The sequence below is a fragment of the Vibrio cidicii genome, assembly GCF_009665415.1.
GTDB lineage: Bacteria > Pseudomonadota > Gammaproteobacteria > Enterobacterales > Vibrionaceae > Vibrio > Vibrio cidicii.
The window spans coordinates 1,879,947-1,902,339 of record NZ_CP035921.1 but is presented as its reverse complement, the minus strand read 5'-3'; the positions used below and the strand labels follow the sequence as shown (position 1 = coordinate 1,902,339).

Genomic DNA, 22,393 nt, shown 5'->3' with positions numbered 1-22,393 from the left:
GCTCCTTGATGAGCGGCTTACTCTAGCGCTGCCAAAATGGAACAGTGGCTGGCATCGTCATCCGTATGACCACAACAGGCATCGTTGATTTTCTTCAACGCCTGACGAATTTGGCTTAACTGAGCGATTTTCTCATCGATCAGCGCTAACTTGGCAGAAGTGATCGCTTTCACCTCAGCGCAGCTGTGTTCTGTCGCTTCCAGCTTGATCTCCAGCAACTCTTTGATCTCTTCCAAACTCAAGCCCAGCGCTTTCGCTTTGAGAATAAAACCGACCTGTTTTTGGTTCTCTTCACTATAGAGACGATAGCCAGACTCACTGCGCCCAGCAGGCAAAATCAGTTGGTTTTTTTCATAAAAACGCAGCGTATCCGCACTCACACCACACCGTTTTGCCAATTCACCGATTTGAAACATAACTCTCCTTATTAACTCACTCGTTACTTTTGTCGTCTAAGCGGGCGCTTTTTGCAATTATTTTTGAGATGCCAAACGATTGCGCGAGCTTTTTTGTAATAAATTGGTTAGAATACGCGCCACCAAATGAGGGAGACTGTTTTCTCGATGAAAACAGCAGCAAAGGTCTTTACCAAAACTGGCCAATCTTTTATCAGCCGAGTTTTCCGCTCTGGCGATAAGAACAAGTTCATTTTTGGCAAATATCTTTAGTTTAACTCCGTGAATTTGAGGAAATGGAAGCATGAACAACGCTCGTCCTATTCGCCGCGCTCTGATTAGCGTATCAGACAAAACCGGTATTGTTGAGTTTGCACAAGCACTGGCACAACGTGGTGTTGATATTCTCTCGACCGGTGGCACCGCTCGCTTACTGGCAGAAAAAGGCATCGCTGTCACCGAAGTCTCTGACTACACCGGTTTTCCAGAGATGATGGATGGTCGTGTTAAAACCCTTCACCCAAAAGTTCACGGTGGTGTACTTGGTCGCCGCGGTCAAGACGATGACGTCATGGCGAAACACGGCATCAAGCCAATCGACATCGTCGTAGTTAATCTCTACCCCTTTGCACAAACGGTCGCGAAACAAGGCTGTACACTGGCTGACGCGGTAGAGAATATCGACATTGGCGGACCAACCATGGTGCGTTCAGCGGCGAAAAACCACAAAGATGTGAGCATAGTAGTTAACGCGCACGATTACGACCGCGTGATTGCCGAGATGGACGCCAACGACAACTCTCTGACGCTCGAAACCCGCTTCGACCTCGCCATTGCAGCCTTTGAGCACACAGCGGCTTACGATGGCATGATCGCCAACTACTTCGGCACTATGGTTGCTTCTTACGGAGAAAACAAGGAAGGCGATGAAGAGAGCAAATTCCCTCGCACCTTCAACCAACAGTTCATCAAGAAACAAGACATGCGCTACGGCGAAAACAGCCACCAAGCAGCAGCGTTTTACGTGGAAGCCAACCCCGAAGAAGCGTCTGTGGCAACTGCTCGCCAAATCCAGGGCAAAGCACTGTCTTACAACAACATCGCCGACACCGACGCGGCCCTTGAGTGTGTGAAAGAGTTTAGCGAGCCTGCTTGTGTCATCGTTAAACACGCCAACCCATGCGGCGTCGCACTCGGTAAAGACATTCTTGAAGCGTACAACCGCGCTTACCAAACCGACCCAACCTCCGCATTTGGCGGCATCATTGCATTCAACCAAGAGCTCGATGCAGAAACTGCGAGTGCTATCGTTGAGCGCCAGTTCGTTGAAGTGATCATTGCTCCTTCTGTATCGGCTGAAGCAATCGAAGTGGTGGCTGCGAAGAAAAACGTTCGTCTGCTTGAGTGCGGCGAATGGTCAACCAAGACCACGGGCTTTGATGTGAAACGCGTTAACGGCGGCCTGTTGGTACAAGACCGTGACCAAGGCATGGTCGGCTTTGATGACCTTAAAGTGGTGTCAAAACGCCAACCTACAGAAGAAGAGCTGAAAGATGCACTGTTCTGCTGGAAAGTCGCCAAGTATGTGAAGTCAAACGCGATTGTCTACGCGAAAGGTGACATGACCATCGGTGTGGGCGCAGGCCAAATGAGCCGCGTGTACTCGGCGAAAATTGCCGGAATCAAAGCGGCAGACGAAGGCCTTGAAGTGGCTGGCAGTGTGATGGCATCTGATGCTTTTTTCCCCTTCCGCGATGGCATTGATGCCGCGGCCGAAGCTGGTATCAAGTGCGTGATCCAGCCTGGCGGTTCGATGCGTGATGATGAAGTGATTGCCGCCGCCGACGAACACGGCATGGCGATGATCTTCACGGGTATGCGTCACTTCCGCCACTAATTTCTATCAGAGGTGCCCGCCAAGGCACCTCTTTTCGCAAGATTTGAGGATGATGAGATGAATGTATTGATTATTGGCTCAGGTGGTCGTGAACATGCGCTGGGCTGGAAAGTGGCACAAAATCCCAACGTCACCACGGTGTTTGTTGCACCGGGAAATGCCGGTACAGCACTGGAGCCTAAGCTAGAAAACGTCAATATCGCTGTCGAAGACATCGAAGGCTTAGTCGCGTTTGCTCAAGAGAAAGCGATTGAGCTGACCATCGTAGGTCCTGAAGTACCACTGGTACTGGGGGTGGTTGATGCGTTTCGTGAAGCAAGTCTGCCTATTTTTGGCCCAACACAAGCCGCGGCGCAGCTTGAAGGTTCAAAAGCCTTTACCAAGGATTTCTTGGCTCGCCATCAAATCCCTACCGCTGCCTACGCCAACTTTACGGAAATCGAGCCAGCACTGGCTTACGTCCGTGAACAAGGCGCGCCAATCGTCGTGAAAGCCGATGGCCTTGCCGCAGGCAAAGGAGTGATTGTCGCCATGACGCTAGAAGAAGCCGAAGAAGCCATCAAAGACATGCTGGCAGGCAACGCTTTTGGTGAAGCGGGCAGCCGCGTGGTGATCGAAGAGTTCCTTGATGGCGAAGAAGCCAGCTTCATCGTCATGGTGGATGGCGAAAACGTCCTGCCAATGGCCACCAGCCAAGACCATAAACGCGTCGGCGATCAAGACACAGGTCCAAACACTGGCGGCATGGGCGCGTACTCGCCAGCGCCAGTGGTCACACCAGAGATTCATGATCGGGTTATGCAGGAAGTGATCTATCCAACCGTGCGTGGCATGGCCGCGGAAGGCAACCCATACACAGGCTTCCTCTATGCAGGTTTGATGATCGACAAAGATGGCACACCTAAGGTGATCGAGTACAACTGCCGCTTTGGCGATCCAGAAACGCAGCCAATCATGATGCGCATGCAATCGGATCTTGTGGAATTGTGCCTCGCGGCCATCGACAAGAAACTGGATCAAGTCGAGTCAAAGTGGGACCCGCGCGCTTCTATCGGTATCGTCCTCGCTGCGGGCGGTTACCCGGGTGATTATGCCAAAGGCGATGTCATTTCAGGCCTGCCGACAGACGAAGTCGAAGGGCAGAAAGTGTTCCACGCCGGCACCACCGACAAAGAGGGCCACGTGGTGACCAATGGTGGCCGCGTATTGTGTGCCACTGCCTTAGGTCACAGTGTCTTTGAAGCGCAGCAACGCGCTTATGCACTGGCCAAACAGATCAGCTGGGATGGCATGTTCCATCGCAACGATATCGGTTATCGTGCGATTGCTCGCGAACAGCAGTAACCATATTAGATAGACAAAAGGCGCTGAATCAGCGCCTTTTTTATTTTTGTTCGTCTTCAATCAGCACGGGGCGGGTGACACAATCTCGATCGTCTTCATCTAACAAAAGTAACGTGTCAACTTCCAAACGCTTGGACGATTTTTTCCCGAGAAAGGCAACGTAGCTATCAACGCTCGCCAAGCGGTTAATCACAAACCCGGGCAGTGTTTGGTTAAATTCGAGGGTAGAAAACTCTTCACCCGCACAGGTTTCGAAGGTTTCGCCATCCCAGTAACCTTGGATCAATTCCAAACCATCACGCGACTGCTGCTTGCTTTTTTTTACCAGCACATCGGCTTCCGATTGATAGCGTTGCAATTGATCTGCCTGAATCGGCAGCACCTTGCTGTTGAGGCGAAACTGCTGGTACACCGCTTCGCCATCAACGTTAAAACGAACGTGGATTCGATAAGGCACCAAGCCCAGCTTGCTATCCCGCTGTTCACCTTGTCGAATCAACTCTCTAAGCGTACCTTCATCCCAGCGATACTCACTTTGATACCAGCCATATTCACCCACTAAGACAAAATCAGACGCTTTTTGTGGCCCGGAAAGTTTTTCGGTCACCCAATAGAAACTGGTCGCATCACCCATCATCTGTCCACCAGTAAATTCGGTAAACTGCTCAAGGGTCGGTCGGGAGGAAGAAGAACAGCCAGCCAGCAGAACGCCAGCGGCACAAGTAAGAAGTAATTTTTTCATTTTTGTAAAAGAATGGCGCCGAAGAGGATTCCTCGACGCCTCACTGAATTAGTTTACTGATTCTTTCAGTGCTTTGCCTGCAACGAACGCTGGCACATTTGCTGCTGCGATTTGGATCTCAGCGCCCGTTTTTGGGTTACGGCCAGTACGCGCGGCACGGTGGTTCACTTTGAATGTACCAAAACCAATTAGTTGAACCTGGTCACCCTCTTTCAGAGCGCCTTCTACGCCTTCAAGAGTAGCTTCAAGAGCAGCTTTTGCTTGTGCTTTAGATAGGTCTGCTTTCTCTGCGATAAAGTCGATTAATTGGGTCTTGTTCATTAGGTTTCCCTTCTCATAGGTTATCGAATTGGTCTCACTCTAAAGCATAAAGGCCCCATCTGGCAAAGGTTTGTCGTGTTTCTTTCGCTCTAGTGAATTACTTTTAGCCATATTCTGAGTAATAACTCACAAATTGTTACCGATTGATAGCATATTTCCCTTGGTTTTCCTCAGCGAAGCACCTATTTATAAGGGGTGAATGGGGTTATTAGCGTATACTCTCTCCTCGTGTCACAACACTCTGTTTTTCTATCAAGGGCAATCATGCTACTGCTTACTATCTACATCTCTATCGCTATTGGTGTTTCCTTTATCTGTTCGGTATTGGAGGCGGTGTTACTGAGTATTAGCCCGAGCTATATCGCGCAGCTAAAGCAGCAGGCTCACCCTGCCGCTGAACCATTGGCCAAGCTCAAAGCGGACATCGACCGACCGCTGGCCTCGATCCTCACCCTCAATACCATCGCGCATACCATCGGCGCGGCAACCGCAGGCGCCCAGGCCGCCGTGGTGTTTGGCAGTGAGTGGCTTGGCGTGTTTTCCGGCGTGCTGACGCTGGGTATTTTGGTGTTGTCGGAAATCGTGCCCAAAACTATTGGTGCGACTTACTGGCGACAGCTCGCCCCGAGCGCGGCAACCACACTGCGCTGGATGGTGTGGGCACTCACGCCGTTTGTGTGGTTCTCTGAACAGATCACGAAAAGATTGGCGCGCAATCACGAGATGCCAAAAATGCGTGATGAACTGTCGGCCATGGCGATCCTCGCACGTGAAAGTGGCGAGTTTGCAGAAGGTGAATCGAAGATCCTCAGCAACTTACTAGGCATCCAGAACGTGGCCGTGACTCAGGTGATGACGCCTCGCCCGGTGGTGTTTCGTGTCGAAGCAACCACCACGATTAATGAGTTTCTTGCCGAACACAAAGAGACACCGTTCTCTCGCCCACTGGTGTACAGCGAGCAGAAAGACAACATCATCGGTTTTGTGCACCGTTTGGAGCTGTTTAAACTGCAACAAGCAGGACAAGGCGAGAAGCAGTTGGGCGCAGTGATGCGACCCATTCACGTGATACTTAATAATATGCCACTGCCGAAAGTGTTTGACCAAATGATGGCAAAACGTCTGCAACTGGCCATCGTGGTGGACGAATACGGCACGGTGCAAGGCCTAGTGACACTGGAAGATATTTTCGAATACTTGCTTGGTGAGGAGATCATCGACGAAGCGGACAAAAGTAGCGACATGCAGCAGTTGGCGTATCAGCGTTGGGAACGCTGGAAAACCAAACACGGCATGATTGAAAGCCGCGATGATGAGGATGAAGAGATCAACCTCGAAAAAATCAGATCGCGTTAAGCAGACAGCAAAAAGGCTCCGATGGAGTAATGCCAGTCAGTTAAGCTGACTGGCATTTTTTCTATTTGTCGCGTACTTCTTGGGTTTCAACTTCACCCATCGAGGATAACTTCTATCTTCTCTTCGAGGTGGTAGGATAAACATGGATACATGCTCCAGTAATACTTCATAGTGTTTAGGGAGCTTTCCTGGGCTTGTTAAAGGCAACGCTGCAAAGTATTGCGTCACAGCCATAGGACTGCTCGTAAAGCTCAGTTGATTTGGCCAGACACTATCTAACCTACTTGCCGCTTTTGTCATAACCTGCCTGATAAGGTTATAGGCTAGTAGAATACCCCAGAGCTCCTGCTTAACCATATCTGGACGCTTGCTTCGCAATGTATACTCACTGTCAAGCAAGGTTTCCTTCATTTCCCGATAGCCTAATTCGATTTCCCAGCGATAACGATAGAGCTCTACAATTTCTTCGCCAGGAAAACGTAACCCGTCACGCATTGAGGTAAGTATCTGATACTCTTTACCGTTAATGATTTTCGAGACTAGCCTTGCTTCAACTACATCAGGAAGTTCACTAAACTTCTTTCTTGCCTGAGGAGTGGTTTTAATCGCAACGATTGCATCACTCTTGCTGTACCTATGAACGACTTCATACTGGAAGTCTTTTCTCACAGGAAGCATCCAATGCCTCTCTTGGCCGACTTTGTTCCAGCGGTTCAGCAGTCCCAGAGAGTAATATCCTTTGTCAAAAATAGTCAGAGAATGGTCTGGCGTTTGTTCTATGAGCTCTTCTGCAAGCCGCATTTCGTTGGTTCGATAGTCAGAGAATGCACTATCGATGAGCTGATGGCTTGTAAGCTCCATCAAGCAAACCATGCGTACCTTAGGGTAAATATTTTCAGATGACTGATTACGCTGTGCTTTAAACTCTTGATGATTTTCAGGTGTATCCGCTGTTCTCCAAACGACACCATCGACAGATAGGAGATTGAGTCCACACCAAGTTTCAAATTTAGAAGATTGATAACTCTGAGCCGCCATCGTCTTAAAGACTTGTTTAACACCTTCTTCGCCTAATCTCTGCCTAGCTTGGACAACAGCACTTGGCGCAACAAAACGCCGTTTGTCTGGTAGGACAATATCAAGTTGGTTAGCAATATCCCAAACAGATTGTTGCCGAAAAAGACTCATTCCAACAACGGACCAAAGTACTGCTTCCAAGGGTAAACGTCTTCTTCTAACTGTTGCTACGCCAGCTTTTTCAAAACCTTGCTGGATAAGCTCTGGACTAAGAATTTCAGAGTATTTGTCAAAGTGATGGAAGGTATTGCATGAGCGAAAAGTACTCGCAAGTTGGCTCTCTAAAGACATGAAAAATCCGATATTAGTTTCCTAATATCGGATTTTGAAGCCTTTTGAGGATCGGTCAAATGATCTCAAAAACTTTTCTTAACTGATCGGCATTACTCCGATGGAGCCTTTTTTACTTTTCCGCTTACAGCTCAATACCGATGTTACTCAATGGCTCGTCTCTGAGCTCTTGGCGTAAATCTTTGATCAGATCGATATCGCGCTCTTGTGCTTCACGCAACGGACGGAAAATCGCCCACTGAATATCCCACTCGGCACAAACCGCTTCATTGGCTTTCTGATTGTCATTGGTGATCGGCTCACTGCCTTGCGCTTGCTCTAAATCCGCCACGGTTTGCACCGATTGCTGGCTAATTTTGATCATCGAATCAAACAGATAGTCGCGATCCAACAAACCATGCAATAAAGTAGAGAGTGCCTGACACGCATCCATCGCAGGATAAACCGCATAAAGATCGAACTCTTCAGCGCTAGGGAACAACTCTTCCAACTTCTCAAGTTGACGCTCAAAATTCACTTTGGCATTTTTCACCGTGAGAATTTCCCATACACTATCTAAAATGTTGCGATAGTTGCGGGGCTCAGCAAAACCAGTGTTTTCACAAAACATGGCGTAGTTGGGGTACATTCGTTCACACAAACACACCATAAAGGTGATTTGTTGCCAAGGTTCCAGTTTTTCTAAACGAACCTGAAGTGGATTTTGTAGCATAGTCACTCAATCATTGCGGAAAAAGACAGCGGAAGTGTACTTGATTCGCCAACGGGAAAAAAGTTATGCATCATTCAGAGCACAAGATTTTCATCCTCACTGAAGAGAACCAGAGCTATCACGACCTGCTCTTGAGCCATTCCCTCCCGGAATTGATGATCACCCAAGACCCCGCTGAGGCAGATATCGTGTTAGCCGCCCCACCGAAAGTCGCCGATAAGCTCGATCAATTCCCCAAACTGCAATGGCTGCAATCGACCTATGCCGGGGTCAACGCACTGATGCCATCTGGCCTGCGTCGTGACTACACGCTTACTAATGTGCGTGGCATTTTTGGCCCGCTGATCGCGGAATATGTGCTGGGTTATAGCATTGCTCACTGGCGCCACTTGCCGCTCTACGCGCAACAACAGCAGCAACGCCAATGGCAACCGCACCTCTACACCTCTTTGCAAGGCAAACGGGTGGTCATTTTGGGTACGGGCAGCATTGGTAACCATCTTGCACACGTCTGCTCCGCGATGGGGCTGCACACCATGGGTATAAACCGCACGGGCATTCCACCAACGGGCAGCCATTTTCATCAGACCTATCACATCAATGAATTGGCCGCGGCGTTAACGCAAGCAGATATCGTCGTCAACACGCTTCCCAGCACCGAGCAGACAAAACAGCTACTCAACCAAGCCAGTTTGAGCCACTGCCGACAAGTCTTGCTGTTTAACGTTGGCCGTGGTGATGTATTGGATAATGCGGCACTGCTGCTGGCACTCAAGAACCGTTGGGTTGAGCACGCCTTCTTGGATGTGTTTGAGCAAGAGCCGCTGCCGACCGACCATCCATTTTGGGGGTTAAAACAAATCACCATCACACCACACATTGCAGCCTTGAGCTTTGCAGAACAAGTGGTAGAGATTTTTGCCGAGAATTACCAACGCTGGATTGAGGGCTACCCACTCAACTACCAAGTCAGCTTCGCCAAGGGCTATTAAGCTGTGGCTCTCGATACTTTATTAAGGCAGATCCGAGCCTGCCAAGTGTGTGCCTCCGCCTTGCCGCTAGGTGCTAACCCTGTGGTTCAAGCTCACTCAGAGGCGAAGATTTTGATCATCGGACAGGCGCCCGGGACCAAAGTGCATCAAACCTCCATACCTTGGAACGATGCCAGCGGCAATCGTTTAAGAGAGTGGCTCGACCTAGACAAAACCACCTTTTATGACCCCAAACAGGTGGCCATTATGCCAATGGGGTTTTGCTATCCCGGTCGCGGGCAATCGGGCGATCTTCCTCCTCGCAAAGAATGCGCGCCCCTATGGCATGAGGCGCTGCTCAAGCACTTAGCCAATATTGAACTGACGCTACTGATTGGCCAGTACGCACAAAACTACTATTTAACTGACAAACCCAAAACGCTGACAGAAACGGTTCAACGCTGGCAAGACTGGCTGCCCACCTATCTGCCGCTACCGCATCCGTCCCCAAGAAACACCCTGTGGCTGCGTAATAATCCTTGGTTTGAAGAGCAAACCGTGGCCTATATTCGCCAGCGTGTACACCTGCTGCTGTGATACAAACGTCTGGTTGCAGAGCGTTAGGCTCATGGCAAACCCTAAACCCTCGCAAGCCCAATCACTGAGCATAAAAAAACCAGCCGAAGCTGGTTTTTAATCACTAACAGAGAGTGCTTTTTATTGATGGTATGGCTTAGAAAGCTCATGTACCGCTTCAACAAACACACCCGCGTTTTCTGGTGGAACATCGAGATGAATACCGTGACCTAGGTTGAACACGTGTCCAGTACCACCATGGCCAAATCCTTCAAGAATACTGGCCACTTCTTCACGGATACGATCATGCGGCGCATACAACATGGAGGGGTCCATGTTACCTTGCAAGGCCACTTTATCTCCCACGCGCGCTTTGGCATCGGCAATGTTGATGGTCCAATCAAGACCCACAGCGTCACAACCTGTTGCGGCTATTTGCTCCAGCCACATGCCACCGTTCTTCGTGAACAGAGTGACCGGCACTCGGCGACCATCATTTTCACGCATCAGCCCATCAACGATTTTATGCATGTACTGCAGCGAGAATAGGTTGTAGTCACGCGGAGTCAACACGCCCCCCCAAGTGTCAAACACCATCACCGATTGCGCGCCAGCTTTGATCTGTGCGTTGAGGTATTCGATAACGCTATCAGCGAGTTTATCAAGCAAAAGGTGCAGCGTTTGCGGCTCGGCGTACATCATCTTTTTGATTTTAGTGAAGGCTTTCGAGCTGCCCCCTTCAACCATGTAGGTTGCCAGTGTCCACGGGCTGCCTGAGAAACCGATCAGCGGCACTTCGCCTTGCAGATCTTTGCGGATTTGGCGTACGGCATTCATGACATATTGCAGTTCACCTTCTGGATCGGGCAGACCTATCTTATCCACGTCCGCTTTGCAGGTGATCGGCTTATCGAATACCGGGCCTTCGCCCGCCGAGAAACGCAAACCAAGCCCCATGGCATCTGGAATAGTCAAAATGTCCGAGAAAAGAATGGCCGCATCAAGAGGAAAGCGGCGCAGCGGCTGGAGTGTCACTTCTGAGGCCAACTCAGCGTTGCGGCATAAAGACATAAAATCGCCAGCTTGAGCACGAGTCGCGCGATACTCAGGTAAATAGCGACCAGCCTGACGCATCATCCATACTGGGGTGCAATCCACTGGCTGCTTGAGCAAAGCACGTAGATAGCGGTCATTTTTTAATTCAGTCATTCCGTCTTTCCAGTTGTTAGGCTTTCTTATAAGGGCGACATTCTATCACTGATTTGAGAGAAAAAGCGGCATGCTTTGCGTCCTAGATCAAGTTATTAACGTTTAAATCAATGCTTAGTTTGCACCCAACCAGTAACAGTGTTAAAAATTTGTTCGCTAGCGAAAACTACAATTATAAACCGAGCACTCAGTGCTTGGCATCTCATAACGACATCTTACTTACCCCCTCCCTCTCGGAGGGTTTTTTTTATTTAATTTCAAGAAATTAAACCATTACACACTTAGCATAAGTGGTAAGTAGGCCGCCACTTGACCGCCTTTGAATAGGTGTTTTTTTGCACCCCATCTGCATGCTCGCCGAAGCAACATCAGCCAATGTTGACGCAACACCTTTCACAAAGACTGATATTTTCAGCCATCAAATGTCAGCGGCTATATCGAACAGTGTTTGTTCGATTAACGCTCTAGCAATCGTGCCCACAGGCGCGACCTCAGGCATAGTGTCTAGTCCAAACCACTGCGCATCACTGAGTTCGGAATAGTCCGGTTTTATCTCACCTCCAGCATAATCGGCGAGAAAAGCCATCATCATACTTGAAGGAAATGCCCAAGGCTGGCTACCAAAGTAGCGAATATTAGTCACATCAATCCCGGTTTCTTCTTTCACTTCTCGCGCCACACACTGCTCTAAGGTTTCCCCGACTTCAAGGAAGCCAGCAATCACAGTGTACATACCATTGCGATGTCTTGGATGTTGTGCCAGCAAAATCTCCTGTTGCTTGCGCACCGCGACAATAATGCAGGGAAAAATGCGTGGATAATGCAAAGTACGACAATCGGCACATTGCATCGCCAACTGATTGTGATTGAGATGGGTACGCCCGCCACACTGCGGACAAAAGCGGAGAGTTTGCGTCATGTGGCCGTACTGCACGGCTTTACTTATTAGCAGAAACAAGGCTTCGTCGAAGTGAAGGCATTCACGCAGTGAGATCATCGGCAAACTCCGCTCAAGCTCAGCTTCATTGAGCCACATGACGTCATGTCCTTGATAGCTTCCTACTTTTATTGCCTTATCACTGTCGAGCGAAAACTGGCTAGCTAAACCCAAAGGTAGAGCCCCATCCATCAGCCAAACTTCGCTGCCCGAAACCACGCACCAGTAGCATACCCGGTTCTGTTTATTGTCGATGTCAGATAACATTCTCGCTCCTCACTGCTTGCAGTTCGTTCATTTTACTGGCAATCTAAATTCATACCAGAGTTTGTTATCACATTGACATCTGGATATAAATTCTAGTAAGGACAATAGGTTGCATCTTCGAGATTGCTATGAGGATTGTGGCTTTACTAGGCAAAGGAAAAAGATCACAGGTTCGGTGATCAGATCATGAGGGCATGGTCATGCTAAAAAAATTCAAACAAACGCAAGAACAATGGGGCGGCTCCAGTGACGTGATTGATCACTGGTTAGAGACCAGACAATCGCTGATTGTAGAGTATTGCAAGCTTGCGGCTTTGCAGCCTTGTATCAACAAGACGAATGTACTCGAACTTCCGACTCCCGACGAACTGCAGCATTTCTGCCAAGAACTGGTGGATTACATCTCTGAAGGTCATTTTAAAGTCTACGATATGGTGATGAACAAGTGGCGTGCCACTGGCTTTGAAATCACGCAAGAGATCCATGACACTTATGCTCGCATCGTCCTGACCACCGATCCACTGCTCAACTTTACCGATCAATACGCCAGTGTTGATGAAGACGACACACTTGAGCGTTTTGACAAAGATCTCTCTCGCTTAGGTGAAATACTGGAAATGCGTTTTGAAGTGGAAGATCAACTCATCCAGTTGATCGCCGACAGCCTATCAGTTCCGCCAGGGGCTTGAATTAAGGCAACGAAAAACGATTGATTTAACGGTAAAAGCGGCAACAAAAAAGGCACCCGAAGGTGCCTTTTTGATTTCTCAACGATTACTCGTCTGAAGAGAAGCCTGCGTTTAGCAGTGCAGCAAGGTTATCAGTTGCTTGTGCAGCCGATGGGCCTTCCTGTGCTTGCGCACGTTTCGCTTGACGATCTTGGTGGTACGCAAAACCGGTACCAGCCGGGATCAGACGACCAACGATAACGTTCTCTTTCAAGCCACGCAGATCATCACGCTTACCAGAAACTGCCGCTTCTGTTAGTACGCGAGTGGTCTCTTGGAACGATGCCGCAGAGATAAACGACTCAGTAGCAAGAGAAGCTTTGGTAATACCTAGCAGCTCACGCTCGAAACGTGCTGGCTCTTTGCCTTCCGCTTCAAGATTGCGGTTAGCAATCTTCACTTGCGCGTATTCTACTGTCTCACCTGGTAGGAACTCAGAGTCACCAGCGTGAGTAATAGTACACTTACGAAGCATCTGACGAACGATGGTTTCGATGTGCTTGTCGTTAATCTTAACGCCTTGCAAACGGTAAACTTCCTGAACTTCATTGGCGATGTACTGAGTCACAGCGTGGATACCACGTAGACGCAGGATATCGTGTGGCGCTTCTGGACCGTCAGCGATAACATCGCCACGTTCCACACGCTCACCTTCAAATACGTTCAGCTGACGGTGCTTAGGAATCATCTCTTCGTACGTATCACCACCCTCACGAGTAATGATCAAGCGACGCTTACCTTTAGTCTCTTTACCGTAGCTCACTGTACCTGTGTGTTCAGCAAGAATTGCAGGTTCTTTTGGTCGACGCGCTTCGAACAAGTCAGCAACGCGTGGTAGACCACCGGTGATGTCCTTGTTACCGCCCGATTTCTGAGGAATACGAGCAAGCGTGTCACCGATACCCACTTCGGTGCCATCTTCGATGTTGACGATCGCTTTACCTGGTAGGAAGTACTGCGCCGGCATATCGGTACCCGGGATCATCACGTCGTTGCCTTTCTCATCGACAAGTTTGATTGCTGGACGCATATCTTTACCTGCCGCAGGGCGAGCCGCCGCATCGGTCACTTCGCTTGAAGATAGACCAGTCAGATCATCGGTTTGACGTGAAACAGTTACACCATCAATCATGTCAACGAATTGAACACGACCTGCCACTTCAGTGATGATTGGCATGGTGTGCGCTTCCCAGTTCGCGACCGTTTCACCAGCCGTTACTGCATCGCCATCCGCTTTATTCAGTGTCGAACCGTAAGGCAGTTTGTGTTTCTCTTTGGTACGGCCGAACTCATCCATAATGGTCAGTTCAGATGCACGCGAAGTGATAACCAGTTTGCCTGCTTTGTTCACTACGAACTTCGCATTGTTCAGCTTCACAGAACCGTTGTTCTTCACTTGGATGCTGTTTTCAGCTGCTGCTGTCGATGCCGCACCACCGATGTGGAACGTACGCATCGTTAGCTGTGTACCCGGTTCACCGATAGACTGAGCGGCGATAACGCCGACTGCTTCGCCTTGGTTCACTAGGTGACCACGCGCTAGGTCACGACCGTAACACAGTGCACAACAACCGTAGTCTGAATCACAGGTTACCACTGAACGTACTTTGATCTTATCAACTGAGTTTTCGTTGATGATCTGGCACCATTTCTCATCCAACAGCGTATTGCGTGGGATCAGAACTTCTTCTGTGCCTGGCTTAACGATGTCTTCTGCCACCACGCGGCCAAGAGCAAGTTCAGTTAGCGCAACTTTAACGTCACCACCCTCGATGTGCGGCATCATTTCAATGCCTTCTGGGGTGCCACAGTCGTGCTCGTAAACTACTACGTCTTGTGCAACGTCAACGAGACGACGAGTTAGGTAACCCGAGTTCGCTGTCTTCAGTGCCGTATCCGCCAGACCCTTACGAGCACCGTGCGTTGAGATAAAGTACTGAAGGACGTTTAGACCTTCTTTAAAGTTTGCGGTGATCGGCGTTTCGATGATTGAACCATCTGGACGCGCCATCAGACCACGCATACCCGCTAGCTGACGAATCTGAGCTGCAGAACCACGAGCGCCCGAGTCCGCCATCATGTAGATGCTGTTGAACGACTCTTGCTGTTCTTCTTCACCGTCACGGTTGATGACCGTTTCAGAAGAAAGGTTCTCCATCATCGCTTTCGCTACGCGATCGTTGGTCGATGCCCAAATATCGATCACTTTGTTGTAACGTTCACCTGCCGTTACCAGACCAGACTGGTACTGCTCTTGGATTTCGCGTACTTCTTCTTCCGCTTCTGCGATTTCAGTGTACTTCGCTGGTGGTACAACCATGTCGTCGATACCAACAGACACGCCAGAAAGTGCCGCGTAAGCAAAACCGGTGTACATGATTTGGTCAGCGAAGATTACGGTGTCTTTCAGACCAAGCTTACGGTATGCCTCGTTAAGTAGGTTAGAAATCTGCTTCTTACCTAGCTTTTGGTTAACGATGCTGAACGGTAGGCCTTTCGGTACGATTTGCCACAACATAGCACGGCCGATAGTGGTGTCCACCATCTTAGTTTCTGTAGTGCTGTGACCATCTTCGTCTACCACAGTTTCAGTGATACGAACTTTAACGCGCGCGTGCAGTGCTGCTGTCTTAGTGCGGTATGCTTTTTCCGCTTCAGCAGGACCGGCTAGGTACATGCCTTCGCCTTTCGCGTTGATCATTTCACGAGTCATGTAGTACAGACCCAATACCACGTCCTGAGAAGGTACGATGATAGGGTCGCCCGATGCTGGCGACAGAATGTTGTTTGTCGACATCATCAGAGTACGAGCTTCAAGCTGTGCCTCTAGCGTTAGAGGTACGTGAACCGCCATTTGGTCACCGTCGAAGTCCGCGTTGTACGCCGCACACACAAGTGGGTGTAGCTGAATCGCTTTACCTTCGATCAGTACTGGTTCGAACGCCTGAATACCAAGACGGTGAAGTGTTGGTGCACGGTTCAGTAGTACTGGATGTTCACGGATCACTTCGTCTAGGATATCCCAAACCACCGCTTCTTCACGCTCAACCATCTTCTTCGCTGCTTTGATTGTCGTCGCTAGGCCACGAGTTTCAAGCTTGCTGTAGATGAATGGTTTGAATAGCTCAAGCGCCATCTTCTTAGGAAGACCACACTGATGCAGACGCAGGTATGGACCTACTGTGATTACAGAACGGCCTGAGTAGTCTACACGTTTACCTAGCAGGTTCTGACGGAAACGACCCTGTTTACCCTTGATCATATCAGCAAGAGATTTCAGAGGACGCTTGTTCGAACCTGTGATCGCACGACCACGACGACCGTTATCCAGTAGCGCATCAACAGACTCTTGCAGCATACGTTTTTCGTTACGTACGATGATGTCCGGAGCAGCAAGCTCTAGAAGACGCTTCAAACGGTTGTTACGGTTGATCACACGACGGTATAGATCGTTCAGATCGGATGTCGCAAAGCGACCGCCATCTAGTGGTACTAGAGGACGTAGATCTGGCGGCAGAACTGGAAGAACAGTTAGGATCATCCACTCTGGGTTGTTGCCAGATTGCACGAACGCTTCAACCAGCTTGAGACGCTTAGTCAGCTTCTTACGCTTGGTTTCAGAGTTAGTGGTGTCCAGTTCTTCGCGCATCTGTTCGGCTTCAGCGTGCATATCCATCGAACCTAGTAGGTCCTTGATCGCTTCCGCACCCATTTTAGCCGTAAACTCGTCGCCCCACTCTTCTAGGCGATCCAGATACTCTTCTTCCGTCAGCATTTGGCCTTTTTCAAGATCCGTCATGCCCGGTTCAGTCACTACGTACATTTCGAAGTACAGAACGCGTTCGATATCACGTAGAGGGATATCCATCAGCAGACCGATACGAGACGGTAGTGATTTCAGGAACCAGATGTGAGCCACTGGAGAAGCCAGTTCGATGTGGCCCATACGGTCACGACGAACTTTAGTTTGCGTAACTTCAACGCCACACTTCTCACAGATCACGCCACGGTGCTTGAGACGCTTATATTTGCCACAAAGACACTCGTAGTCTTTTACCGGGCCAAAGATACGCGCACAGAACAGACCATCGCGCTCAGGTTTGAACGTACGATAGTTGATCGTTTCAGGTTTTTTCACTTCACCAAAAGACCATGAACGAATCATGTCTGGTGAAGACAGACCGATTTTGATTGCATCAAATTCTTCGGTCTTATGCTGTGCTTTCAGAAAGTTTAATAAGTCTTTCACAATCAGCTCCTGTAAGGAGTTAAAAGTAGCCTGCCTCTCGACAGACTACTTTCTACCAAATAACCCGGAAGGATTACTCTTCGTCTTCTAGCTCGATGTTGATACCCAGCGAGCGGATCTCTTTCAACAGTACGTTGAACGATTCTGGCATGCCAGGTTCCATCGCGTGGTTACCATCTACGATGTTCTTATACATCTTAGTACGGCCGTTCACGTCGTCCGACTTAACGGTAAGCATTTCTTGTAGCGTGTAAGCTGCACCGTATGCTTCCAGTGCCCATACTTCCATCTCACCGAAACGCTGACCACCGAACTGAGCTTTACCACCAAGTGGCTGCTGAGTTACTAGGCTGTACGAACCCGTTGAACGAGCGTGCATTTTGTCATCAACCAAGTGGTTCAGTTTCAGCATGTACATGTAGCCGACCGTAACCGGGCGCTCAAAGGCATCACCAGTACGACCATCGAACAGTGTAAGCTGACCAGACTCAGGGAGATCCGCCAGTTTTAGAAGCTCTTTAATTGACTTCTCAGACGCACCATCAAAGACCGGAGTCGCGATCGGTAGACCGCCACGCAGGTTGTGAACCAGAGTACGAACTTCATCATCAGACAGAGATGCAATGTCTACTTTCTGGCGAGTTTCGCCTAGGCTGTAAACTTTTTGCAGGAATTCGCGGAATTTCGCCAATTCTTGCTGCTCTTTGACCATCTGGTTGATCTTGTCGCCGATACCTTTTGCAGCCAGACCTAAGTGAACTTCTAGGATCTGACCGATGTTCATACGTGAAGGTACACCCAGTGGGTTCAGTACGATATCAACCGGCTGGCCGTTTTCATCGTATGGCATGTCTTCAACAGGGTTGATCTTCGAGATTACACCCTTGTTACCGTGACGACCCGCCATCTTATCACCAGGCTGGATACGACGTTTCACCGCTAGGTAAACTTTCACGATCTTCAGAACGCCAGGTGCTAGGTCATCACCTTGAGTGATCTTACGACGCTTGGTTTCAAACTTCTTGTCGAAGTCTGCTTTCAGCTCGTCGTACTGCTCTGCAAGTTGCTCAAGCTGAGTTTGCAGTGCGTCATCTTCAAGAGTCAGCTCTAGCCACTTCTTACGCTCAGTACCGTCAAGTTTCGCTTCAGAGTAACCGCCAGAAAGAAGCAATGCTTTCACACGGTTTAGAAGACCACCTTCCAGAATTTGGAACTCTTCTGTTAGGTCTTTCTTCGCTTCTTTTAGCTGCATGTGTTCAATTTCAAGCGCACGCTTGTCTTTCTCTACGCCATCGCGAGTGAAGACTTGAACATCAATGATGGTACCTGAAACTGAGTTTGGTACACGCAGTGACGTATCTTTAACATCAGATGCTTTTTCACCGAAGATAGCACGTAGTAGCTTCTCTTCAGGAGTGAGCTGAGTTTCACCTTTCGGCGTCACTTTACCCACAAGGATGTCACCACCCTTCACTTCTGCACCGATGTAGACGATACCGGACTCGTCCAGTTTAGACAGAGCCGATTCACCGACGTTTGGAATATCCGCTGTGATCTCTTCAGAACCCAGCTTAGTATCACGCGCCACACAAGTCAGTTCTTGAATGTGGATAGTCGTGAAACGGTCTTCTTGAACAACGCGCTCAGAAACTAAGATCGAGTCTTCGAAGTTGTAACCGTTCCAAGGCATGAATGCGATACGCATGTTCTGGCCAAGTGCAAGTTCACCAAGGTCGGTTGAAGGACCGTCAGCAAGCACATCACCACGCAGTACTGGCTCACCCGGCATCACACATGGACGCTGGTTGATACAGGTGTTCTGGTTAGAACGCGTGTATTTGGTTAGGTTGTAGATATCGATACCTGCTTTACCAGGGATCAACTCTTCTTCGTTAACCTTAACGACGATACGAGAAGCATCAACCGACTGGATAACACCGCCGCGTTTCGCCACCGCTGTTACACCAGAGTCCACTGCTACGTTACGCTCAATACCAGTACCAACTAGAGGCTTGTCTGCTTTCAGTGTTGGTACGGCCTGACGTTGCATGTTCGCACCCATGAGGGCACGGTTCGCATCGTCGTGTTCCAGGAATGGGATCAGCGATGCCGCGATCGATACCACCTGGTTAGTCGCAACGTCCATGTAGTCAACATGTTCGCGTGGGTGCAGACCCGATTCACCTTTCTGACGAGCGGTGATCAGTTCATCTGCGAAAGTACCTTCTTCCGTTAGCGCGGCGTTCGCCTGAGCGATAACGAATTGGCCTTCTTCGATAGCCGATAGGTAATCTACTTCATCTGTCACGATACCATCGATAACACGGCGGTATGGCGTCTCTAGGAAACCGTACTCGTTACAACGAGCAAACGCAGACAGCGAGTTGATAAGACCGATGTTCGGACCTTCAGGCGTTTCGATAGGACATAGACGACCGTAGTGCGTTACGTGTACGTCTCGAACTTCAAAGCCAGCACGCTCACGAGTCAGACCGCCAGGACCCAAGGCAGAAATACGACGCTTGTGCGTGACTTCTGATAGTGGGTTGTTCTGGTCCATAAACTGAGAAAGCTGAGAAGAGCCAAAGAACTCTTTCACTGCCGCAGAGATAGGCTTCGCATTGATCAAGTCTTGTGGCATTACCGCATCAAGATCGCCTAGGCTTAGACGTTCTTTCACTGCACGCTCAACACGAACAAGGCCAACACGGAATTGGTTCTCTGCCATTTCGCCAACAGAACGGATACGACGGTTACCGAGGTGGTCGATATCGTCCACTTCACCGATGCCGTTACGGATAGCGATAAGCTTTTTCATCACCTCGACAATATCAGTTTCGTCAAGAGTGCCTTGATCGAGCGCGTCTTCACGACCAATAGAGCTGTTGAACTTCATACGGCCAACAGTCGATAGGTCATAACGCTCTTCAGAGAAGAACAAGCTTTCAAATAGCGCTTCTGCTGCTTCTTTCGTTGGTGGCTCACCAGGGCGCATCATGCGGTAGATTTCTACCAGTGCAGAAATACGATCAACCGTGCTGTCGATACGTAGGGTTTCTGACATGAATGGACCATGGTCAAGATCGTTGGTAAACAGAACTTGCAACGACTTGTGACCTGCTTGCGACAGGTTCGCCAACGCTTCTAGGCTGATTTCTTGGTTCGCAGCAACAATGATCTCGCCAGTCGCTTCATTGATGTAATCTTTTGAAGAAACTTTACCAACGATGTACTCAACAGGTACTTCGATGTGATCAACGCCATCTTTCTCGAGCTGGCGGATATGACGAGCAGTTACACGACGGCCTTTTTCGACGTAAACGTTGCCGTTTGCTTCGATATCAAAAGAGGCCGTTTCACCACGCAGACGTTCTGGAACTAGCTCCATCATCAGCGTTTGATCTTTTACTTCGAAATTCACTTTTTCGAAGAACATGTCCAAGATCTCTGCAGTGGTCTTGCCTAGTGCACGAAGAATGATCGTTGAAGGCAGCTTACGACGACGGTCGATACGTACGTACAAGTTGTCCTTAGGATCGAACTCAAAGTCAAGCCATGAACCACGGTAAGGAATAATACGCGCGTTGTAGAGAACTTTACCTGAAGAGTGAGTCTTACCCTTATCGCTGTCGAAGAACACACCTGGGCTTCGGTGCAGCTGGGATACGATAACTCGCTCGGTACCGTTGATTACGAAGGTACCATTGTCTGTCATGAGTGGAATTTCACCCATGTAGACTTCTTGTTCTTTAATGTCTTTGACAGTACCTGCAGGTGCGTCTTTATCGAAGATCACCAGACGCAATTTAACGCGCAGTGGTTTTGAATAAGTTACGCCACGAATTTGACATTCTTTAACATCAAAGACTGGCTCACCAAGACGGTAGCTAACGTATTGCAGCTCTGAATTGCCGTTGTAGCTCTGAATCGGGAATACAGAACGGAAAGCAGCCTCAAGACCGTATTGCCCTTCAGGATCCTGTTCGATAAATTTGTCGAACGAATCGAGCTGGATCGATAGCAGGTATGGAATGTCCAAAACTTGTGGACGAGTACCAAAGTCCTTACGGATGCGCTTTTTCTCGGTATAAGAGTAAACCATGGGGTTCCTCAGCTCGCTGATAAGTGACCCAAACTGTCCGCCCGCTCCTAGTTACTTAAGGGGGGTAAGGGACAGAGACTAAATGGCTGTTTACTGTAGTGACACTTCATTGCGATTGAATGAAATGTTTTTTGCATGGATATCAGGCGCTTAAACAGCGGGAAAATTCGCCTATACCCTACAGCGCAAAAAGGCCGGTGGTTATTAAACCACCAGCCAATAGCCGTTAGGCTAAGAGACTAAGTAATAATTACTTGATCTCAACAGATGCACCAGCTTCTTCTAGCTCTTTCTTCAGAGCTTCAGCTTCAGCTTTCTCAACGCCTTCTTTCAGAGCCGCTGGAGCGCCGTCAACTAGAGCTTTCGCTTCTTTCAGGCCTAGACCAGTTGCGCCACGTACTGCTTTGATTACAGCAACTTTGTTCGCGCCAGCAGAAGTTAGGATTACGTTGAATTCAGTTTGCTCTTCAACAGCTGCTGCTGCTGGGCCACCTGCTACAACTGCAGCTGCAGCAGTAACACCGAATTTTTCTTCCATTGCAGAGATCAGTTCAACAACTTGTGTTACAGACATTTCTGCGATAGCGTCTAGGATTTGCTCGTTAGTAATAGACATAACAATTCTCTTTTAAGTCAACAATAAGTTTATTTAGCAACCAGTAAAAAGCAATGCGAATTACGCAGCTTCTTTTTGATCGCGGACAGCAGCGATAGTACGTACCAGCTTGCCAGCAGAAGCTTCTTTCAGACACATCATCAGACGTGCGATTGCTTCGTCGTAAGTTGGTAGTGTTGCTAGTACTTCAGCGTCAGTTAGCGCGCCTTCAAATGCAGCAGCTTTGATCTCGAAGTTTTTGTTCTCTTTAGCGAAGTCTTTGAAAAGACGCGCTGCAGCACCTGGGTGCTCGTTAGAGAACGCGATTAGAGAAGGACCAGTGAAAGTCTCTGTTAGACACTCGTACTGAGTACCTTCAACCGCACGGCGTGCTAGTGTGTTACGCACAACTTTCATGTAAACACCCGCTTCACGAGCTTGTTTACGTAGAGAAGTCATTGCGCCAACTTCAACGCCACGAGAATCAGCTACAACTGCAGAAAGTGCACCAGCGGCTGCTTCGTTGACTTCAGCAACAATTGCTTTTTTGTCTTGAAGATTTAAAGCCATCTTGGATTAACTCCTGGTTGTTGTTACACCACTCACTATTATCACAACAGTGAG

18 protein-coding genes are annotated in these 22,393 nt (G+C 49.0%); 6 read left to right on the top strand and 12 right to left on the bottom strand.

The genetic code is table 11. The features are described from left to right. Positions 1 to 17: 17 nt before the first annotated feature. Together zntR and EWA64_RS09690 are read right to left on the bottom strand one after the other, a co-directional pair. Positions 18 to 416: a Zn(2+)-responsive transcriptional regulator gene (gene zntR / locus EWA64_RS09695; RefSeq protein WP_039431488.1), complete on the bottom strand. Its 399-nt coding sequence runs from the start codon at positions 414 to 416 to the stop codon at positions 18 to 20. 57 nt (positions 417 to 473) lie between these two features. Next, positions 474 to 701 carry a hypothetical protein gene (locus EWA64_RS09690; protein ID WP_156478451.1) on the bottom strand — a complete coding sequence of 76 codons (228 nt, stop codon included), beginning with the start codon at positions 699 to 701 and terminating at the stop codon, positions 474 to 476. Here EWA64_RS09690 and purH point away from each other — a divergent pair. Continuing rightward, on the top strand, positions 700 to 2,292 hold the full coding sequence (gene purH / locus EWA64_RS09685) for a bifunctional phosphoribosylaminoimidazolecarboxamide formyltransferase/IMP cyclohydrolase (RefSeq protein ID WP_061893611.1): 1,593 nt from the start codon (positions 700 to 702) through the stop codon (positions 2,290 to 2,292). The genes EWA64_RS09690 and purH overlap by 2 nt on opposite strands. Before the next feature lie 57 nt (positions 2,293 to 2,349). Continuing rightward, a complete protein-coding gene (gene purD / locus EWA64_RS09680; RefSeq protein ID WP_061893610.1) occupies positions 2,350 to 3,636 on the top strand; it encodes a phosphoribosylamine--glycine ligase in 1,287 nt (428 codons plus the stop codon). Between the two features lie 40 nt (positions 3,637 to 3,676). Here the strand turns inward: purD and EWA64_RS09675 are convergent, their stop codons facing one another. Together EWA64_RS09675 and EWA64_RS09670 are read right to left on the bottom strand one after the other, a co-directional pair. Then, the gene (locus EWA64_RS09675; protein WP_039460858.1) at positions 3,677 to 4,378 is read right to left on the bottom strand and encodes a DUF1481 domain-containing protein; all 702 of its coding nucleotides are present in this window, start codon (positions 4,376 to 4,378) and stop codon (positions 3,677 to 3,679) included. Positions 4,379 to 4,426: 48 nt separating this feature from the next. Then, entirely contained in the window at positions 4,427 to 4,699 is a 273-nt protein-coding gene (locus tag EWA64_RS09670; RefSeq protein WP_039431495.1) for an HU family DNA-binding protein, read from the bottom strand. A 264-nt stretch (positions 4,700 to 4,963) separates the two neighbouring features. Between EWA64_RS09670 and EWA64_RS09665 the strand changes: the two genes are divergently transcribed. Next, positions 4,964 to 6,055: a CNNM domain-containing protein gene (locus tag EWA64_RS09665; RefSeq protein ID WP_061893609.1), complete on the top strand. Its 1,092-nt coding sequence runs from the start codon at positions 4,964 to 4,966 to the stop codon at positions 6,053 to 6,055. Between the two features lie 36 nt (positions 6,056 to 6,091). Here EWA64_RS09665 and EWA64_RS09660 read toward each other — a convergent pair whose 3' ends face one another. Beyond that, positions 6,092 to 7,423 (bottom strand): IS4 family transposase, encoded by a 1,332-nt coding sequence (locus EWA64_RS09660; RefSeq protein ID WP_369435791.1) that lies wholly within the window; start codon positions 7,421 to 7,423, stop codon positions 6,092 to 6,094. A gap of 124 nt (positions 7,424 to 7,547) precedes the next feature. Next, positions 7,548 to 8,135 carry a YjaG family protein gene (locus tag EWA64_RS09655; protein ID WP_061894835.1) on the bottom strand — a complete coding sequence of 196 codons (588 nt, stop codon included), beginning with the start codon at positions 8,133 to 8,135 and terminating at the stop codon, positions 7,548 to 7,550. Between the two features lie 65 nt (positions 8,136 to 8,200). Here EWA64_RS09655 and EWA64_RS09650 point away from each other — a divergent pair, with 65 nt between their 5' ends. Both EWA64_RS09650 and EWA64_RS09645 read left to right on the top strand, forming a co-directional pair. Beyond that, entirely contained in the window at positions 8,201 to 9,127 is a 927-nt protein-coding gene (locus EWA64_RS09650; RefSeq protein ID WP_061894836.1) for a D-2-hydroxyacid dehydrogenase, read from the top strand. A 3-nt stretch (positions 9,128 to 9,130) separates the two neighbouring features. After that, positions 9,131 to 9,703, top strand: coding sequence for a uracil-DNA glycosylase family protein (locus EWA64_RS09645; protein ID WP_061894837.1), 573 nt, complete (start codon positions 9,131 to 9,133; stop codon positions 9,701 to 9,703). A 120-nt stretch (positions 9,704 to 9,823) separates the two neighbouring features. Here the strand turns inward: EWA64_RS09645 and hemE are convergent, their stop codons facing one another. Together hemE and nudC are read right to left on the bottom strand one after the other, a co-directional pair. Next, positions 9,824 to 10,891 carry a uroporphyrinogen decarboxylase gene (gene hemE / locus EWA64_RS09640; RefSeq protein ID WP_061894838.1) on the bottom strand — a complete coding sequence of 356 codons (1,068 nt, stop codon included), beginning with the start codon at positions 10,889 to 10,891 and terminating at the stop codon, positions 9,824 to 9,826. Between the two features lie 418 nt (positions 10,892 to 11,309). Continuing rightward, positions 11,310 to 12,095, bottom strand: coding sequence for an NAD(+) diphosphatase (nudC, locus tag EWA64_RS09635; RefSeq protein WP_061894839.1), 786 nt, complete (start codon positions 12,093 to 12,095; stop codon positions 11,310 to 11,312). Between the two features lie 194 nt (positions 12,096 to 12,289). On the opposite strand from nudC, the gene EWA64_RS09630 reads away from it, so the two are divergent. Further along, entirely contained in the window at positions 12,290 to 12,784 is a 495-nt protein-coding gene (locus tag EWA64_RS09630; RefSeq protein WP_061894840.1) for an Rsd/AlgQ family anti-sigma factor, read from the top strand. Positions 12,785 to 12,869: 85 nt separating this feature from the next. On the opposite strand, the gene rpoC is transcribed toward EWA64_RS09630, so the two are convergent. The 4 genes from rpoC to rplJ all read right to left on the bottom strand — a co-directional run bounded on the left by rpoC (position 12,870) and on the right by rplJ (position 22,339). Then, positions 12,870 to 17,072, bottom strand: a complete 4,203-nt coding sequence (gene rpoC, locus EWA64_RS09625) for a DNA-directed RNA polymerase subunit beta' (protein ID WP_061894841.1) — start codon at positions 17,070 to 17,072, stop codon at positions 12,870 to 12,872. A gap of 73 nt (positions 17,073 to 17,145) precedes the next feature. Beyond that, a complete protein-coding gene (gene rpoB / locus EWA64_RS09620) occupies positions 17,146 to 21,174 on the bottom strand; it encodes a DNA-directed RNA polymerase subunit beta (RefSeq protein ID WP_061894842.1) in 4,029 nt (1,342 codons plus the stop codon). 250 nt (positions 21,175 to 21,424) lie between these two features. Next, positions 21,425 to 21,790, bottom strand: a complete 366-nt coding sequence (gene rplL, locus EWA64_RS09615; protein WP_061894843.1) for a 50S ribosomal protein L7/L12 — start codon at positions 21,788 to 21,790, stop codon at positions 21,425 to 21,427. Positions 21,791 to 21,850: 60 nt separating this feature from the next. Beyond that, positions 21,851 to 22,339 carry a 50S ribosomal protein L10 gene (rplJ, locus tag EWA64_RS09610; RefSeq protein ID WP_039431520.1) on the bottom strand — a complete coding sequence of 163 codons (489 nt, stop codon included), beginning with the start codon at positions 22,337 to 22,339 and terminating at the stop codon, positions 21,851 to 21,853. Positions 22,340 to 22,393: the final 54 nt, after the last annotated feature.